The organism is Telluria sp. ZT3P26 (assembly GCF_059686035.1).
In genome coordinates, this window is the sequence record NZ_JCASII010000001.1 from 562,530 (window position 1) to 580,194 (window position 17,665).

Sequence of the window (17,665 nt, forward strand, 5' to 3'; positions counted from 1 at the left end):
CAACAGTAGATCTACCGTATTGCACTGCACAATAAAAAGGATTATATTGGAACTGTCTCCTCCACTTTTCTCCGAAAATTGGATTTGCCGCCCGCCAACCAACAGGTTCTGCGGGCGTTTTTTTTGCTTTATTTAAGCGTTTTCGCCCTGGAATGACCCGGCGCGCCAGGTCAGTACCAGCGTATCGCGGTAGCCATGCTCGCCCAGCGGCTGGATCGGCGTCGATTCGTGGATCACGGCCGCGTCGTCCAGCAGCAACAGCGTCCAGGGTTCGGTCATCGTGAAGCGCTGGCCGGCGGGGCCGTCGGCATCGAACACGCGCGTCTCGCCGCCCTTGATGCCGTGGCGGCCGATCATGATCACGGCCACGAAGTTCACGCCGTCGCGGTGTGCGCCTTCGGGGGTCGGGCGGCCGATGCCGTCCGCCGTGTCGATCCTGAACTGGTGCGCTTCGACGAACCACGGTTGCACCGGCGTCACCGCCGAACAGACTGCGCCGAGTGCGTGCAGCAGGCGTTCCCAGGCCGGGTTGGCGACCGTGGCTGTTTCCATCGGCGCGAACAGGCGGTGCATGCCGCCGTGCAGGGCGTTGTACTCGACCGGCTGCCAGTGCGCGCGGTGCGGCGTCTGCACGAGGCTGGCGCCGTCGTCGATGAAGCACGAGTGGCGCCGGCGCCGATAGCGCCCGCCATCCTTCAGGTAATCGTCGAGTTCGAGCCGGTCCCAGCTCGGTACGAGCGTGGCGAGTTCCGGCAGGCTGCAGCCGGCCAGCAGAGCAACGTCGTCAGGGCGCAGCAGGGCGTAGCCGGTGTCGCGCAGTGCGGCCGTCAGGTGCGACGGATCGAGATAGGGCAGGGGCGGAGTGGTCATCCCGCTAGCCTAGCACTTTCACCCGCGCCGGGCCAGACCTCACCAGGTCTTGACCAGGGTCAGGCGCAGCGAGCGCGGTTCGATCGGGTGGAAATGCACGTCCGCCACGGGCGCCGTTTCGCCCGCCAGTTGCGACTCGTAGAAGTAGTCGATCGCCGAGGCGCGCCGGTTCGTCAGGTTGAACGCTTCGAGCTCCAGCTGCAGGTCCTTCGCCAGCTGGTAGCCCACGCGCCCGTTGAGCGTCACGCTCGCCTTCGAACGCACGCTGTCGTCCTCGATGAGCGGGCGCGGACCGAACCAGCGCAGGCGCAGGGAACCGGACCACGGGCCGCTGCGGTCGACCGTCACGCCCAGTTGCGCGACGCCTTCGATGGCGCCCGGTATCCGGTTGCCCAGCGAGCGGGCGCGCGCCCAGGCTGCGTCGACGTCGACCGACAGCCATTTGTAGGGCCGGTAGTAATTGGAAAACTCGATGCCGTAGCGGCGGCTCGGATCGCCCGCCTCGGTGTTGCCGGCGTCGCCGATATAGGTCAGCTCGGAATCGAAGTCGAGGCGGTACACGGCCAGCGACATCTGCATCTTCGGAATCGCCTCGGTGCGCAGGCCGAACTCCACACCGCGCGAACGCACCAGGCCTGGCGTGCGCTCGACCGCATCAAGGGTTTTCGGATCGACCGTGGCAACCGTGCCGCGCGCGTCGTTGCTGTGAAAGCCGTGGCCGTAGTTGGCATACAGCTCGGTCGAGGCCCACGGGCCATAGGCGATGTTCAGCGTCGGCGTGACCAGCGTGTCGCGCGCCTTGCCGGCGTTTTCAAGCCGGTCGCCATCGACGCGGAAGCGGTAGTTATTCGCGCGCACACCGACGACCGTGCGCAGCGCATCGCTCCAGCGCGTGGCATTCTCGACGAAGACCGCGCCGCTCGTCTCGACGATGTGGTCTTCGCGTGTGGTGGCGATGCGTGCGCGCTTGCGGGTGTCGTACAGGCCGTTGTAGATATTGTCATTCTGGAGCTGCGCACCCACCGTCAGGTCGGACGACAGCGTGTCGCTGCGGTGCATGTGCCACGTGTGGGTGGCGTCCAGGCCCGTCGTCACGCGCCGGTCCGGCTGCGCGAACTGGTCGCCGTTGACCGGATCGTTCAGAAAGTACGTGAAGTTCGAGAACAGTTCGAGCTCGTTTCGGATCACGTAGGCGCTCACTTTCGAGGCCGAATCGGTGTCCGTGCTGCGCCAGATGCCCGAGATGCTCTGGCGGCGCGCTTTGCCGCCATCGCTGTCGTCAATCAGGTCAAAGCGCCCGATGCGGCCATCCTCGATGGCCCGCAGTGGAATCTGGTCGGTCGAATTCCAGTGGCCGCTGTAGCTCATTGCGGTGACGTTCCAGCCATTGTTGGCGTAGCCCTGGCTGTAGCGCAGCACGGCGTTGACCTTGCGGTAGCCGTCGGGGCGCGTCCATGGGCCGTCGTTCTTCATCAGCTCCAGTGCGTACAGCAGGCTGCCGCCGGCAACTTCGGCCGAACCGGCCAGCATCGTGCGGGCGTAGCCGTCCTGGCCCACCGTTGCGGATGCGATGCTTTTCACCAGGCGATTCGCATAACTGAGCGAGGCCACGCCGGCCGACGAGAAATCGCCTTCGCGCGCCGAATACGGGCCCTTGCGGTAATCGAGCCGGCCCACCAGTTCGGGGATCAGGAAATTCAGGTCGGTCCAGCCCTGGCCGTGCGCGTGGCTGCGCTGGTTGACGGGCATGCCGTCGACCCAGGTGGCCAGGTCGGTGCCGTGGTCGAGATTGAAGCCGCGCAGGTAAAACTGGTTGGCCTTGCCTTCGCCACTGTGCTGGCTGGCGATCAGGCCGGGCGTGACTTCGAGCAGTTCGCCCGGCCGGTACGCAATGCGCCCGGCCAGGTCCTTCGCACCGGCGCTGCCGGCGCCGGCGGAATCGGCGATGCCGAGCTGGCTGGCGCGGGCGCCTTCGACCAGTACGCGCTGGAGCTGGAAATCATCGGCTTGGACAGTCGATGAGGCGAACAGCGCGGCGAGCGCGCAGGCGATGGGACGAAGCAGCATGGGCAAATTCAAAATAGGAGTCAGCGCGCAGGCTGTTCAAGCACCTGGCGCAGGAAGGTCAGCGAACGCACGGCGCCGCCTTCGTTGAGGTTCACGGTGTTGACCTGTTCGGCCATGAAGTCGACCAGGACGCCCTGGTGGATGACGGCCATTGCCGACAGCGGCGTGGCGGCCAGCTCCTGGTAGATCACGACGCTTTGCGCATCGGCCGTCATGCCGACCCAGGTCACGGGGAGCTTCTTGCCGTTCTTGTCGGCGAGCCAGAAGTGGCGCTCGACGTAGGTGCGCAGCACCGCCTGGTCTTCTGCGTCGCTCAGGTCGAACTGGCGCCCGTACAGATTGAGCAGCAGCGCGTCGATATCGTGCGCCGTGTAGGTGTGGACGATTTCCGTGCTCTCGGTGCGCGCGTTGTACGAGATGTCGGTCATGCCGAAATGGAAGCGGTGCGCGCTGGCGGCAGCGCTGGCGCACAGCAGCAGCGCCAGGAGCAGGGACTTCAATCCGCGCACGTTCATTGGGCCGCCTTCGGTGCCGCGGTTGGTGCCGATTTTAATGGCGTGGCCGCGTCGCGCATCAGGTTGTTCGGATCGCGCTCGGTCTTGAACAACTCCAGGCGCGACGGCGTCGCCTTGCGTGGCCAGCTATTGTTGCTGACATCGATGTCGGCCGTTTCCCAGTACGGGTCCTGCGTCAGGCCGACGATCGGTTCATCGGTGACGAACAGCTTCGTGATCTTTTTGGGCGAATAGCGCCACACTTCGGCCGGAATACGTTCGATGGTCTTCTGGCCGCTCTTGAAGGTCAGCTCGACGATCAGCGGCATCACGAGGCCACCGCGATTGGAAAAGTCGACCAGCGTCAGGTGCTTGCCTTCCTTGAGCAGCGCCTTTTCCCAGTCTTCCAGCTCGGCCGTCGTTTCCGCAAACTTGTTGCGGTCCTTGTTGGTGACGGTGAACTCGTCGTGTTCGTTGTAGAAGTCCTTCAGTTCCGGGTGCGCATCGACGCGGCGCGGCATACCCTGGTTGCGCTGGTCGGTCACCGACACCGGCTCGGCCGCGCGGCGCGCGCGCTGCCAGGCTTTTTCGACTTCCGGGTCCTTGGACGACACCGTGTACTCGCTGATGCCATCGACGCTGATGTCCACCGCGTCGGTCGTGTAGAACCAGCCGCGCCAGAACCAGTCGAGGTCCGTGCCCGACGCGTCTTCCATCGTGCGGAAGAAGTCGGCCGGAGTGGGGCGCTTGAACTTCCAGCGCTCGGCGTATTCCTTGAACGCGAAGTCGAACAGCTCGCGGCCCAGCACGGTCTCGCGTAGGATATTGAAGGCCGTGGCCGGCTTGGCATACGCGTTCGCGCCGCGCTGCAGCGTCGACTCGGCATTCGTCATGATCGGCGCCTGGTTCGTGCTGCGCATGTAACTGACGATGTCGCGCGGCTCGCCGCGGCGCGCCGGATAGTTCTCTTCCCACGCCTGTTCGGCCAGGAACTGCAGGAAGCTGTTCATCCCCTCGTCCATCCAGGTCCACTGGCGCTCGTCCGAATTGACGATCATCGGGAAGTAATTGTGGCCCACCTCGTGGATGATCACGCTGATCAGGCCATACTTGGCGGCCTGCGAGTACGTCAGCGCACCCGTCTTGGCGTCCTTGACGGGCCGGCGGCCGTTAAACGACAGCATCGGGTATTCCATGCCGCCCACCGGACCATTGACCGAGATCGCCACCGGATACGGGTAGTCGAACGAGTACTTGTTGTACTGCTCGATCGTGTGGATCACGGCCGGCGTCGAGTATTTTTCCCACAGCGGGTTCGCTTCGGCCGGGTAGTACGACATCGCCATCACGTCCTGCTTGCCACTCTTGATGCCCTGCGCATCCCAGATGAACTTGCGGCTAGACGCGAACGCGAAGTCGCGCACGTTCTTTGCGTTGAAGCGCCAGGTGCGGTTGCTGGTGGCGCGGCCCTTTTCGGTTGCCTGCGCTTCGGCCTGCGACACGATCATCACCGGCTTGCCGGCGGTTTTCGCCTGCTGCAGGCGCTCGCGCTGGGTGCTCGTGAGCACCTCGCCCGCGTTCTGCAGCTCGCCCGTGGCGGCCACGATATGGTCGCCTGGCACCGTGATCGCCACGTCGTAGTCGCCAAATTCCAACGTGAATTCGCCGTCGCCCAGGTATTGCGCGTTCTGCCAGCCGGCTGCGTCGTAGTAGGCGGCCATGCGCGGGAACCACTGCGCGATTTCGTAGATGTCGTTGCCGTCCTTGAAGCGCTCGAAGCCCATGCGACGACCCAGTACGTTCATCTCGGGGATGTTGAAGCGCCAGGCCACGTTGAACGACACCTTTGCACCGGGTTTCAATGGCTGCGGCAGGTCGATCCGCATCATCGTCTTGTTGATCGTGTGCGCCAGCGCGCGGCCGTCGCTGCCGGTCACGCTCTGGATGTCGATGCCGCCGGCGAACTTGCCTGCCTCCAGCGTGAAGCGCAGCGCGTCGAACTTCACGCCGTCGTTGCCCCTGGCCTGCCACGCGCTGCGCGATGGCAGCGTCGTGATCTTGCGATTGTCCGAGTCGCTGCGGAACATGTTCTGGTCCAGCTGTACCCACAGGTACGACAGCGTGTCGGGCGAGTTGTTGTGGTACGTGACCGTGCCGGCGCCGCTGATCGCGCGCCTGGCTTCATCGAGCGTGACGCGCAGCTTATAGTCGGCGCGCTGCTGCCAGTAGGCGTGGCCCGGCGCGCCGGCCGCGTTGCGCGTGACGCCCGGCGTCGGCAGCAGCTCGTCCAGCTGGCGGAACTTGTCGTCGAAGGCCGGGCCGGCCGCGCTGGCGGTCATCGCAACGCCGAGGGTGAGGGTCGCGAAGGCCGCGTGCAGGTGAGGGATGTTCATGGTCGTGGAGCCTGACAATATATTTTCTGCGACAGCGTAAAAACGTCGTTCCCGCGGAGGCGGGAACCCAAGTTTGCCAGCGTGTCGACGACGCTAACAACTTAGGTTCCCGCCTCCGCGGGAACGACGGGTCTGGTGCTAACTTAATGACGCATGGACGTCACTGCGCAGGCGTTGCTGCGTCTTCCGCATCTTTTGCATCCTTCGTCTTGAGCTTCGAGTTGAAGTCGCGCATCAGGTTGTTCGGATCGCGTTCGGTCTTGAACAGTTCGAGACGCGACGGCGTCGCCTTGCGTGGCCAGCTGTTGTTGCTGACATCGACGTCGGCCGTTTCCCAGTTCGGGTCCTGCGTCAGACCGACGATCGGTTCATCGGTGACGAACAGCTTCGTGATCTTCGTTGGCGAATAACGCCATACTTCGGCCGGGATGCGCTCGATGGTTTTCTGGCCGTTCTTCAGCGTCAGTTCCACGATCAGTGGCGTCACCAGGCCGCCCACGTTCGAGAAGTCGACCAGCGTCAGGTGCTTGCCTTCCTTGAGCAGCGCCTTTTCCCAGTCTTCCAGGTCGGCCGTCGTTTCCGCGAACTTGTTGCGGTCCTTGTTGGTGACGGTGAACTCGTCGTTCTCGTTGTAGAAGTCCTTCAGTTCCGGGTGTGCATCGACGCGGCGTGGCATGCCCTTGTTGCGCTGGTCCGTGATCGACACCGGCTCGGCGGCGCGGCGTGCGCGCGCCATGGCTTTCTCGACTTCCGGATCCTTGGACGACACCGTGTACTCGGTGATGCCGTCGACGCTCACGTCCACCGCATCGGTGGTGTAGAACCAGCCGCGCCAGAACCAGTCGAGGTCCGTGCCCGAGGCGTCTTCCATCGTGCGGAAGAAGTCGGCCGGGGTCGGGCGCTTGAACTTCCAGCGTTCGGCGTATTCCTTGAACGCGAAATCGAACAGTTCGCGGCCCAGCACCGTTTCGCGCAGCACGTTCAGCGCGGTCGCCGGCTTGGCATACGCGTTGCTACCGAACTGCAGGACCGATTCCGAGTTGGTCATGATCGGCACCTGGTTGGTGCTCTTCATATAGGTGGTGATGGCGCGCGGGTCGCCGCGGCCGCCCGGCCAGTTGGCTTCCCAGGCTTCCTGCGCCAGGAACTGCACGAACGAGTTCAGGCCTTCATCCATCCAGGTCCACTGGCGCTCGTCCGAATTGACGATCATCGGGAAGTAGTTGTGGCCCACTTCGTGGATGATCACGCCGATCAGGCCATACTTGGTGCGCTGCGAGTACGTCAGTTCGCCGGTCTTCTTGTCCTTGCTCGGACGCGGACCGTTAAACGAAATCATCGGGTATTCCATGCCGCCCACCGGACCGTTGACCGAGATCGCGGTCGGGTACGGGTAGTCGAACGAGTACTTGTTGTACTGCTCGATGGTGTGGATGATCGCCTGGGTCGAGTATTTCTCCCACAGCGGATTGCCTTCCTTTGGGTAGTACGACATCGCCAGCACGTCCTGCTTGCCGCTCTTGATCGCCTGCGCGTCCCAGATGAACTTGCGGCTCGACGCGAACGCGAAGTCGCGCACGTTCTTCGCCTTGAAGTGCCAGGTTTTGGTCCCCGTGCTGCGGACCTTCTCGGCCGCTTCGGCTTCGGCCTGGGTCACGATGATGACCGGCTTTTTCGCCGTCTTCGCCTGCTGCAGGCGATCGCGCTGGGCAGCGCTCAGGACTTCGCCCGGATTCTGCAGCTCGCCCGTCGAAGCGACGATGTGGTCGCCCGGCACCGTGATGCGCACGTCGTAGTCGCCGAATTCCAGCGTGAATTCGCCCGAACCCAGGAACTGCTTGTGCTGCCAGCCATACACGTCGTAGTAGGCCGCCATGCGCGGGAACCACTGGGCGATTTCGAACAGGTCGTTCTTGTCGTCGAATTTCTCGTAGCCGGCGCGCCCGCCGAGCACCTTCTGCTCATTGATGTTGTAGCGCCAGTCGATCCCGAACGTCACCTTCGCGCCAGGCTTGAGCGGTTGCGGCAGGTCGATCCGCATCATCGTCTTGTTGATGGTGTACGGCAGTGGGCGCCCGCCCGCATCCTTGACAGCCAGGATGTCGAAGCCGCCGGGGAAGGTGCGACCCTCGAGCACCGTGCGCAGGCCGTCGTATTTCAGGCCGGTGGTCTGGGTGCCGTTGGCCCACGCCTCGCGCGAAGGCAGGATGGCGCTCTGGCGCGCATCCGAATCGGTCTTATAGATGTTCTGGTCGAGCTGCACCCACAGGTATTTGAGGGTATCCGGGGAATTGTTGTGGTAGGTGACGGTGCCGGCGCCGGAGAGGGCGCGTCTGGCTTCATCGAGTGTGGTGCGGATCGTGTAATCGGCGCGTTGCTGCCAGTAGGCGTGGCCCGGGGCGCCGGAGGCGGTGCGGATCGTGCCTGGCGTCGGCAGCAGCTCATCGAGCTGGCGGAACTTGTCGTCGAACGGTGCTGCGGCAAACGATGAAGCTGCAAGGCATAGCGCTGCTACGCCGATTGGCAAACGAAACATGATTCCCCTGGATTTGTTGTTGGAATATGACAGGAATTCTATCGTTGATATTCTTCAAATGCTTAACGTATTTGTAAAAATCCGGATACATGTGGCGCGCGCCACACCAATGGCGGCGCCTGCATGCTTATTCCATGGTTCAGTACATGTTGGTCACGCGCGCGTACCCCCGCGCCCACGTGCCCTGCACGATCTGGCCAAAGTCGGCGTCATGGCGATGCAGTTCGAGGTTGCGCGACAACACGAACAAAACCTTGTCCGATTCGGCGTACAACGGTTCCCACTGGCCGCCGCGCTGCCTGAGCACCAGCTCACCCTTGCGCTCGGCGATCTCGAAGTCCGTCACGGCGTCGAGCTGGTAGCGGCCCACCAGCGTGCGCCGCGTTTCCGGCGCGAGCGCGACGGCCTTGCGCAGCTTGGTCTGGTTGGTGTCCCATTTGTATTCGTAGGCGATGGCGCGCATCAGACCTGCTGCCACGTCGATGCCATTGTCGCCGTTGGTCAGGATGACCGCGCCGCTGCCGTCAGCGACGGCGGCGTAGAACACCGCCTTGAAGCCCTGGTTGCTGCCACCGTGGCTGAAGCCCTTGCCGCCGTCCTGGATGCTCAAGCCCAGCGCATAGTTGTTCTTGACTGGCTGGAGCATCGTGCGCGTCATGGCGGGCGTGAGCACGCCGCCCGTTGCACCCGCCGCGCCCTGCTGGATCGCGATCGCGAAGCGCGCCAGGTCGTTCGGCGTGGTCCACAGGCCAGCGGCAGCCTGCTCGGGATAGGTATAGGCGCCGCCGGGGAACGGCTTGCCGTCCTCGTCATGCGGCCGCGCTGCATTGGGCGCCAGATCCGGCGGGAGCGGCTGCGCATAGGTGCTGGAGGTCATGCCCAGCGGCGCCAGCACCAGTTCGTGCAGGATCGCGTCAAATGGCTGGCCGGCGCGGTCGATCATCGCCTGCTGCACCACGGTGTAGCCGCCGCCCGAGTAGCGGAAGGCCGACCCCGGCGCCGCAATGACCCTGATCGCCTTCGTGTTGGCGGGACCGGCGCCATCGAGCACCTGCTGCAGCGTCGGCACGCTCTTGTCCGCAGCGTAGCCGGGAAAGCCCGAGACGCTCATGCCGCCGGTGTGCGACAGCAGCTGGCGCAGGCTCGGCATGCCGTCACCCTTCGGCAGCGTCCAGCTGGTGAGCGCCTGGTCGATGCCGGCATCCAGATCGAGCCTACCCTGTTCGACCATCCGCAGCGCTGCCATGGACGATACGGGTTTGCTGAGCGAGGCTGCCTGGAACAGCGTCTGCGGCGTGACGGCGGGCCCGCCGGCCCAGGCCACGCCATAGCCGCGCGTCCACGCCACCTTGCCGTCCTTGATCACGGCCACGCTCACGCCCGGCACGTTCAACCGCTTCATCTCGTCGAGCAGGGTCAGTGGCGCTACCGGCACATCGGCCAGGGCGACCTCCGGGCGCAGGCCGGACTCAATGCGCGCGATGGCGGCGCTGTCGTCGGCGTGTGCGCCGGCAGCAGCCAGCGTTGCGATGCAGGCGGCGAGGTAGACAACATGGGAATGGCGGCGAGGCAGGGCGGAACGCATCTTCTTCTCCAGACATGGTTGCACAAATGGCAAACAGTATGGGCACGCGCAGCCAGACCGGCAAGCGCCAAAGGGAGGTTATGCTGCCGGCATGCTGAAGGTGAACGTGATGCGCCCGTCCGTTGACGTGACGCCGATCGCGCCGTCATGGCCGCGCGCGATCTGGTCGACGATGTACAGGCCCAGTCCCAGGCCTTCGTCGCCGGCGCGCGAGGTGGCGCGCCAGTAGGGCTTGAACAGCTGGTCGATGACGGCCTGGCTCAGGTCGGGGCCGGCATTGCTCACGGCGAGCACGAAGCTGGCGCCGTCGATATGCGCGTCCACGTGGATCGGCTCCCCGCTGTCGCCGTGCAGCAGCGCATTCTTGAGCAGGTTCGAGAGCAGTTGGGCCAGCCGCTGCGGATCGCTGCGCAGCGCGATGTCGCGCGCGATGTCGGAGCGGATCACGCGGTGGGGGTACACGCCGCGCAGCTCGTCGACCACCTGGTCGAGCATCAGGTGCACGTCGGCGCTCTGGCACAGTTCGAGCGCCAGGCCCGAGCCCATGCGCCCGCGCGTGAAATCGACCACGTTGTCGACCAGGCCGGCCATGCGCATGGCGCTGCTGCGCATGCGTTCGACGATCTTCCCGGTGGCCGGATCGGTGCTGCGGTGCTTGAGCAGTTCGGCGCCGGTCAGGATGGCGCTCAGTGGCGTGCGCAGGTCGTGGCCCAGCACGGCGATGAACTGTTCGCGCAGTTCGGCCGTCTCGCGTTCGGACAGCAGGTCCGAGCGGGTGGCGCGCAGCGAACGGTCGGTTTCGAGCTGGCGCGAAATGAGTTCGGCGAACAGCGTCAGCGCCGACATCGTGGCGCCATCGCTCAATGCCGCCGGCTCGGGATCCAGGCCGCACAGCGTGCCGAAGTAGTCGCCGTCGGGACGGAAGATCGGGATCGAAAAATAGCTCTGGAACCCGTACAGGCGCGGCGTGTTGTGGTCGCGGTACGAATCGCTGTCACGCACGCTGTCGATGACGATCGGCTCGCGCGTCGCGCGCACTTCTTCGCACAGCGTGGTGGTGACGTCGAGCGGATCGCCTGCCTGCAGGCCGAACCCGAGTTCGTCGTGGACAGCGCAGGTGGTCCAGGTGGTGGCGGTGACGTGCGCGATGCAGACGAACCCCAGTCCGGTCATGGTCGCCACGGTTTGCAGCACGCGCGGCACGGCGGCGATGGCCTGGATTTCCCTGACATGCTGGGGGACGGTGTCTGGCATCATGATAGCTGGGTCAATGAGGTCGAAATCATACCACTGGCCGCCGCGCGTGGTCCGGCTCAGGCCAGCCAGCGCCCGTCGGCATACACCTGCACGTCGCCCAGGAACACGGCATCGGTGACTGCAAACACGTCGATGTGAAAGCGCGCATCCTTGCGCTTGAAGCCCGGCTTCGTGTACACGCCATGCTTGGCGCCCAGCGACAGGTGGATGCCGCACATGCGCTCATACGTCCCGATGTCGTCCACCCGCAGGTCGCGCGTGAAGGCGCGGTTCAGCCCGAAGCCCAGCTCGCGCACCCAGACTTCGCCTTCCTCGAGACGGATGTTATCGAGCACCTGCTCGAACGCGGGTGTGGCGTGTTCGGTGCCGGTCACGCGACCCGCTTCGATGATCAAGGTGACAGGTACGTCGGGATGGTTCGAGCGGTAACTGGTATCGCCGAATACGTGGATCTGGACCCGGCCATGCACGGCTTCGAGATCTTGCGCTTCGGTGAACACTTCGCCGATCGGGAACTGGCCGCCGACGTTGTTCATCTCGCTGTAGTCGCCGATATTGAGCTTGGCCGCTTCGAACGGCGAAGCAAACGTGAGCGTCTCGCCGCCGCCCACCACGCGGCCATGCGGCGCGCGATCGATCAGCGCCTTGAGCGCGCGCCCGGTGCCACGGAAGTAGGCAGGGTCATAGGCCAGCGCATTGACATAGTGTTCGCCCTGGATGCCGGGCATGCGCGACAGGTGCACGTGCTCGATCACCTTCAGATCGAGCTTGAACAGCTCGACGCGGATGCGAAAACCGTCGAGCCGGAAATTGGTCGACTGGACCAGCACCACCAGGTCGTGCGCGGCCATCGAACGGAATGCCGCCAGCACCGCATCGGGCGTGACGCTGTCGAAGTCGACGAACACGGCGTCGGGCAGATTCTGGCGGTAGCCCGCGAGCAGGGCGCGCGCCAGCGGCGTGCGCGTGTCGTACACGACCAGCGCCTTGTGCGCCGGGCCGTGCTCGAGGGCGATCGACAGCATGGCCGCCAGATGCGCGGTTGCGGCATTGACCACGGTGGCGGGCAGGTCGTCGTCGGAAAGAATGGGGGCGGCAGCGGTCATCGGCGCACAGGAGGGAAGAGGGAAGCGGCCATTATACGTTCCGCTGCACCGTGAGGGATCAGAAGGCGCTACCGGGCAAACAGCGCGACGCGTGAGCGTGCGGGGCGCTATCATGCGGCCTTCGAACACCATCACATCAACCATCACGACAGCGGTTGGCAGGCCGTTTTTCGGCATTCAGGGCAACAGCGAAATACGGGGCACCATGGCACACGACGATTCCTGCATCAATACCGGCTGCGGCCGCGCGTTTCCCCATCCGGTCGACTTTTGTCCGTGGTGCGGTACGGCGCAGGCACCGGTCACCGCCATGCCGATGCCGCCGGTCGTGACGCCACCTGCGCCACCGCCGCCGCCCGTGCCACCGGCACCGGTCATCACTGCGCCAGTCATCCCGCCACCAGCGCCGCCGAAACCCATCCCGGCGCCAGCGCCACCAGTGCCACCTTCGCCGCCCCTGCGCGCCCGGCCGGCACCACCCCCGGCCGTCCCGACGCGCAAACCGATCCGCCTGCGCTGGTGGCTGATCGGCCTGGGCCTCCTGTGGCTGGCCTGGATGCTGACCAAGCCAACGGCAGCCCGCATCGAGCGCCGCATGGCGTCGGCCATTGCCCTGGCCAAGGAATGCAAACCGAAGGAAGCGCAGGATGACCTGATCGCCCTGCGCAAGACCCGCGCGACGCCCGAGCAGCTGCGCCAGGTGCAAAGCGCGCTCAATACGGCGGCAGCGGCCTGCACGCGCGCCGAGCAGCGCCGCGCTGCGTGGACCACCGCCAACAACGCCATCGAACGCCTGCTGAATACGGGCAGCTTCGAACAGGCCCGCGCCCGCCTGGCCACGTTTACCAGACGCTGGGGCGAGGATGCGCGCACGCGCGAAGTCAAGGCGCGCATCGACGCCGGCCGGCGCGATCATCCGCTGGCCGATCCTTCGCGCTGAACCCGTAAGGACAGCCACGCCGCCGCGTCTTGTGTATCATCGAACGCGTTGAAAAAAATGGAGCGAAGCATGAAAGCCACCATCACGAACACGCTGCTGGCGTCGGCCATGCTGCTGGCGCTGGCCGGCTGCGCGCGCGATGACGAAGGCAAGGGCCCCGCCGAGCGCGTCGGCAAGGCGCTCGATCAGGCCACTGCCGGGGTTACCAGGTCGGTGAAGGATGAAATCGCCCGCGCCGACGACGCCGTCGATGAGGCGCGCAACAAGGTCGGGAACGCGACACAGGAAGCCAGCCGGGGCCTGGAGCGCGCCACCGAAAAAATGGGCAAGTCGGTCGAGCGGGCAGGCCAGGCGATCCAGGAGAACGCTGGCAAGGACAAGGACGACTAAGCGTTGGCGGCGCGCGGCATGTCCGGGTCGCCGTACACGATGGTCATGTCGACCTGGCCCGAGCGCCAGGCGTGCTCCAGGTTCTGCTCGATCACATCCAGGTTCACACGATCGCCATCGGCGAAGCCGCGCACGCCGTAAGCGCGGTTGCGGCCATGCGACTTGGCCATGTACAGCGCCATGTCCACCAGGTTGACCACGCGTTCCCACGCCATCATCTGCTTGCCGACAGCCAGCGGGAACGGCGCAAAGCCGATCGACACGTTCACGGCAATCTGCACGCCGCCATGGTCGATGACGGTGGCGTTAATGCCGGCCAGGATGCGCGCGGCCACTTCGTCCATGCGATGGCGCGGCACCGAGGGCAGGAAGGCCAGGAACTCCTCGCCACCCCAGCGCACGATCATGTCGGTCTCGCGCAGGATCTCGGCCAGGCTGGCCGAGATCGTGGTCAGCACCGTGTCGCCGGCCGCGTGGCCGTGGGTATCGTTGATATGCTTGAAGTGGTCGACGTCGAGCAGGAACAGTGCGCCGACGCCTTCGTCGCCAACCGCTGCCGGGACAGACGCCGGCAGCGCGCGCATGTACTCGAGGAAGTGGCGGCGGTTGTACAGGCCGGTCAGCGGATCGCGCACGCTCTGCTGCTTCAGTTCAGTGTTCTTGGCGTGCAGCTGCGCATTGGCGTGGCGCACCTTGCGGTACAGGAGGCCCACCACGACTGCCGCCAGCGCGATCACCACGAGCACCAGCCACCAGACGCGCTGCTGCAGGCGGCGGTTGTCGATTTCGGCTGACTTGATCGTGTTCTCGCTGCGCAGCAGTTCGATCTGGCGCTGCTTGCGCTCGGCCTCGTATTTCTCCTGCAGCTCGAGCATGGCTTTCTGGCGGCGCTTTTCGAACAGTTCGTTCGACAGGCCGCGCTCGCGATGATAGGCCTTCAGCGCGCCCGGCAGGTCACCCGCGCGCTCGAGCGCCACGCCGTATTCCACCAGCGCCGTCTGCAGTTCGGGCTTGTCGCCCATTTCCTCGAAGCCGGCGATACCGGCCTCGATATGGCGCTTGCCCTCGACGAGCCGTCCGGTGGCGAGGAAGGCCTGGCCCAGGTTCAGGTGCGCGATCGCGTCGAGCCGGCGGTCGTTCAGCGGGCGCGCCGCGTCGATGGCCTGCTGGGCGTAGCTGACGGCGTTGCGGTAGTCGCCCGTCTTGAGATACCAGTCGGACAGGTTGACCAGCGTGCCGGCGATGCGGTTGGAGGCACCGAGCTTGCGTTCGAGCGCCAGGCCTTCCTGCAGCACGCGCAGCGCGCGCTCGTTCTGGCCGCTGTCGATCGCCAGGCCGTATTCCATCCGCTTGAGCAGCATCGTGCGGCCGGGCGAGTTGGCGCTGGCCGCGGCGGCATAGGCCTCGTCCAATACGTCAAAGCCTTTTTCGGGCTCGCGCATCTGCGAATACAGGCGCGCCAGCGAATACAGCGCCATCACGACATGAATCGGATCGCCGCTCGAACGCGCCAGTGCAGCAGCGCCCTGCAGGCCCTGGAGGGCGCGCGGCAGGTTGCCCTCTTCGGCATACGATTCGCCCGAGGAGATCGCGGCGCGCACGCGCAGGTCGATGTCGTTGGTGGTGTTGGCCAGTTTCTCGGCTTCCCAGATCAGGCGGTGGGATTCTGCCGGCCGGTGCTGCGCGAACGCGGCATACCCCTGCATCAGGAGGCCCTTGGCCAGTGCGCCCGTGTGATCGTGCTGGCGTCCCAGTGCAATGAGCTCGTTGGCCAGCGCGATGGTCTGCGCATGCTGGCCCATGCCATGGCGGGCGGCGGCCATCTGATTCAGAAATTCGATCCGCTGCGGCAGCGATGCCACGCGCGCCTGGTCCTCGATGGCTTCGAGCATCGGCAGCGCGCGTTCGGGAACGATGCGGTTGACTTCGCGGATTTCGGCCAGGCGCGCATCGAGCGCCGGGCCGTTACTGGCAAATGCACAGGCCGACGCAACGCACAGGGCCAAGGCCACGGCGTTGAATCGGGAGCGCGACAGGGCGCGATGCAGGATAGCGAACATGCCGTGGTTTCGTCGCACCGGTAAAAACCGGTAGAAGTTGGTTTGGAATATTATAGGCTGTTGCAAACAAGAAATTCAGTTTGTCGTCAAATGTCACAAAAATGACACAGCGTCACGGGCGCAGCCAGAGCGCCGCCCTACAGCGCGATCTGTTGCAACAGGTACAGGCGCTGGTACAGGCCGCCCTCGATGCGCATCAGGTCTTCGTGCGGCCCGGCCTCGGTGATCTTGCCGTGGTTGAGCACGATGATGCGGTCGGCGTCGCGGATCGTCGACAGGCGGTGCGCGATGGCGATGATGGTCACCTTGCCGCGCAATTCTTCCAGTGCCTGTTGCACCACCTGTTCGGTGGCGCTGTCGATGCGCGACGTCGCTTCGTCGAGCAGCAGGACACGCGGCTCGCCCGCCAGCGCGCGGGCGATGGCGATCAGCTGCTTCTGGCCCGACGACAGCCGTGAGCCGCCTTCGCCCAGCTGCGTGTCGTAACCCTGTTCGAGCGCGCTGATGAAATCATGTGCATGCGCCGCGCGCGCGGCATCCATCAAACGTTCGAGCGGCAGGCCGCGGCCCATGTCGATGTTTTCGCGCGCGCTGGCGGCCAGGATGAACGGGTCCTGCGGCACCAGGCCCACTTCGTTGCGGAAGCGTTCATTGCCGATCTTCGCCAGCGGCACGCCACCGATCTCGATGCTGCCCTGTTCGACGACGTAGTAGCGCAGCAGCAGTGACAGCAGCGTCGACTTGCCGCTGCCCGTGTGGCCGACGATGCCGAAGAACGCGCCCTGCGGAACGTCGAGCGACAGGTCGTGCAGCACCGGCTGGCCGGGAACATAGGCAAAGTTGACGTGGCGCACGCTGACGGCCGGTGCGTCGGGCGAAAACGCGTTCTCGCCATCCATGCGGCCCACGTCGTGTTCCGGCGCGCCGGCTTCATCGAGCAGCGTGTTGACGCGTGCGGCTGCGACCACCGCCTGCTGCAGGCCGCTGAACTGCATCGTGATCTGGATGAGCGGCTCGACCACGCGCGCGATGTAGCTGACGAACGCGTACAGCACGCCCACTTCGACGGCGCCGATCTCGCGCTGGCCGAAAGCGAAAATCACCAGCGCCAGCAGGGCCACGTTGAGCAGGTCGAGCGCAGGGCGCAGCAGGAAGGCGTTGGCGCGCAGCTCGGCCAGGCGCGCCGTGTAGTGGGTGCGGTTGGTCACCAGGAAGCGTTCGCCGAAGCGCAGCTCGGCATTGCTGGCCTGCAGCACGGTCATGCCGCCGATCGACTCGGCCATCTGCGCATTGATGTCGCTGCGCAGGGCGCGCGCACGCGTGACGGCCGGTGCCGACAGGCGCTGATACAGCCAGACGATGCCGACCACCGCCGGCACCAGCAACAGCACGATCAGCATCAGGCGCCAGTCGAGCCAGGCCATCGCGACCATCGTGCCGATCAGGACGATCGAGTTGTCGAGCAAGACGTACAGGACCTGGATGTAGAGCGTCTTGACGGCCTCGGTGTCGTTCGTCACGCGGCTGACCAGCTGGCCGGTGATGGCGCGGTCGAAGAACGCCATCGGCAGGCGCAGCACGTGGTCATAGACCCACTCGCGCAGGCGCTGCACCGAGCGCATCGCCACGCCGGACAGGCGGATCAGTTGCAGGTAACGCACCCAGCTCGACACCCAGCCGGTGACGACCAGGCCGCCCAGCAGCAGGGCCATCTGCGGCCAGTCGAGATGGCGCGGCAGCAGGTGGTCGTCGATCAGCGCCTTGCCCAGCAGCGGGCCGACCACTTCGAAGGCGGCCGCCAGAATCAGCCACAGCGTGGCAATGATCAGGTGGCGCTGTTCGGGCGCAGCGGCGCGGCGCAGCAGGCGCATGGCCAGCCTGGCCTGGTCACGCATCACGCCGCGTTCCAGGCTGTTATCGGTCTTGAGCGGCGGCGTGGTGGTGGATGCGTCGGCTGTGTCCAGCGT

12 protein-coding genes are annotated in these 17,665 nt (G+C 65.3%); 2 read left to right on the forward strand and 10 right to left on the reverse strand.

Going from position 1 to position 17,665, the window contains the following annotated elements; translation table 11 throughout:
- Positions 1–132 precede the first annotated feature (132 nt).
- From AC56LN_RS02505 to AC56LN_RS02540, 8 genes are all read right to left on the reverse strand, one after another.
- The gene (locus tag AC56LN_RS02505; RefSeq protein WP_499569788.1) at positions 133–870 is read right to left on the reverse strand and encodes a 2OG-Fe dioxygenase family protein; all 738 of its coding nucleotides are present in this window, start codon (positions 868–870) and stop codon (positions 133–135) included.
- 39 nt (positions 871–909) lie between these two features.
- The gene (locus AC56LN_RS02510; RefSeq protein ID WP_499569789.1) at positions 910–2,937 is read right to left on the reverse strand and encodes a TonB-dependent receptor; all 2,028 of its coding nucleotides are present in this window, start codon (positions 2,935–2,937) and stop codon (positions 910–912) included.
- A gap of 20 nt (positions 2,938–2,957) precedes the next feature.
- On the reverse strand, positions 2,958–3,446 hold the full coding sequence (locus tag AC56LN_RS02515) for a DUF6702 family protein (RefSeq protein WP_499570769.1): 489 nt from the start codon (positions 3,444–3,446) through the stop codon (positions 2,958–2,960).
- 2 nt (positions 3,447–3,448) lie between these two features.
- On the reverse strand, positions 3,449–5,824 hold the full coding sequence (locus AC56LN_RS02520; protein WP_499569790.1) for a M1 family metallopeptidase: 2,376 nt from the start codon (positions 5,822–5,824) through the stop codon (positions 3,449–3,451).
- A 160-nt stretch (positions 5,825–5,984) separates the two neighbouring features.
- Positions 5,985–8,360, reverse strand: coding sequence for a M1 family metallopeptidase (locus tag AC56LN_RS02525; RefSeq protein ID WP_499569791.1), 2,376 nt, complete (start codon positions 8,358–8,360; stop codon positions 5,985–5,987).
- Between the two features lie 139 nt (positions 8,361–8,499).
- Complete coding sequence (locus AC56LN_RS02530; protein WP_499569792.1) at positions 8,500–9,945, reverse strand: serine hydrolase domain-containing protein; 1,446 nt, start codon at positions 9,943–9,945, stop codon at positions 8,500–8,502.
- A 78-nt stretch (positions 9,946–10,023) separates the two neighbouring features.
- Entirely contained in the window at positions 10,024–11,202 is a 1,179-nt protein-coding gene (locus tag AC56LN_RS02535; protein ID WP_499569793.1) for a sensor histidine kinase, read from the reverse strand.
- Positions 11,203–11,258: 56 nt separating this feature from the next.
- Positions 11,259–12,308, reverse strand: coding sequence for a hypothetical protein (locus tag AC56LN_RS02540; protein ID WP_499569794.1), 1,050 nt, complete (start codon positions 12,306–12,308; stop codon positions 11,259–11,261).
- Between the two features lie 205 nt (positions 12,309–12,513).
- Here AC56LN_RS02540 and AC56LN_RS02545 point away from each other — a divergent pair, with 205 nt between their 5' ends.
- Together AC56LN_RS02545 and AC56LN_RS02550 are read left to right on the forward strand one after the other, a co-directional pair.
- Positions 12,514–13,248 carry a hypothetical protein gene (locus AC56LN_RS02545; protein WP_499569795.1) on the forward strand — a complete coding sequence of 245 codons (735 nt, stop codon included), beginning with the start codon at positions 12,514–12,516 and terminating at the stop codon, positions 13,246–13,248.
- Between the two features lie 69 nt (positions 13,249–13,317).
- Entirely contained in the window at positions 13,318–13,638 is a 321-nt protein-coding gene (locus AC56LN_RS02550) for a hypothetical protein (RefSeq protein ID WP_499569796.1), read from the forward strand.
- Here AC56LN_RS02550 and AC56LN_RS02555 read toward each other — a convergent pair.
- Positions 13,635–15,698 (reverse strand): GGDEF domain-containing protein, encoded by a 2,064-nt coding sequence (locus AC56LN_RS02555; protein WP_499569797.1) that lies wholly within the window; start codon positions 15,696–15,698, stop codon positions 13,635–13,637. The genes AC56LN_RS02550 and AC56LN_RS02555 overlap by 4 nt on opposite strands.
- 137 nt (positions 15,699–15,835) lie before the next feature.
- On the reverse strand, positions 15,836–17,593 hold the full coding sequence (locus tag AC56LN_RS02560; protein WP_499570770.1) for an ABC transporter ATP-binding protein: 1,758 nt from the start codon (positions 17,591–17,593) through the stop codon (positions 15,836–15,838).
- Between the last annotated feature and the right edge of the window lie 72 nt (positions 17,594–17,665).

Bases quoted from the DNA above. Each gene is read 5' to 3' on its own strand.
- AC56LN_RS02550 (WP_499569796.1), top strand. From the start codon at position 13,318: ATGAAAGCCACCATCACGAACACGCTGCTGGCGTCGGCCATGCTGCTG.
- AC56LN_RS02530 (WP_499569792.1), bottom strand. From the start codon at position 9,945: ATGCGTTCCGCCCTGCCTCGCCGCCATTCCCATGTTGTCTACCTCGCC.
- AC56LN_RS02540 (WP_499569794.1), bottom strand. From the start codon at position 12,308: ATGACCGCTGCCGCCCCCATTCTTTCCGACGACGACCTGCCCGCCACC.
- AC56LN_RS02555 (WP_499569797.1), bottom strand. From the start codon at position 15,698: ATGTTCGCTATCCTGCATCGCGCCCTGTCGCGCTCCCGATTCAACGCC.
- AC56LN_RS02535 (WP_499569793.1), bottom strand. From the start codon at position 11,202: ATGATGCCAGACACCGTCCCCCAGCATGTCAGGGAAATCCAGGCCATC.
- AC56LN_RS02560 (WP_499570770.1), bottom strand. From the start codon at position 17,593: ATGCGTGACCAGGCCAGGCTGGCCATGCGCCTGCTGCGCCGCGCCGCT.
- AC56LN_RS02545 (WP_499569795.1), top strand. From the start codon at position 12,514: ATGGCACACGACGATTCCTGCATCAATACCGGCTGCGGCCGCGCGTTT.
- AC56LN_RS02510 (WP_499569789.1), bottom strand. From the start codon at position 2,937: ATGCTGCTTCGTCCCATCGCCTGCGCGCTCGCCGCGCTGTTCGCCTCA.
- AC56LN_RS02505 (WP_499569788.1), bottom strand. From the start codon at position 870: ATGACCACTCCGCCCCTGCCCTATCTCGATCCGTCGCACCTGACGGCC.
- AC56LN_RS02525 (WP_499569791.1), bottom strand. From the start codon at position 8,360: ATGTTTCGTTTGCCAATCGGCGTAGCAGCGCTATGCCTTGCAGCTTCA.
- AC56LN_RS02520 (WP_499569790.1), bottom strand. From the start codon at position 5,824: ATGAACATCCCTCACCTGCACGCGGCCTTCGCGACCCTCACCCTCGGC.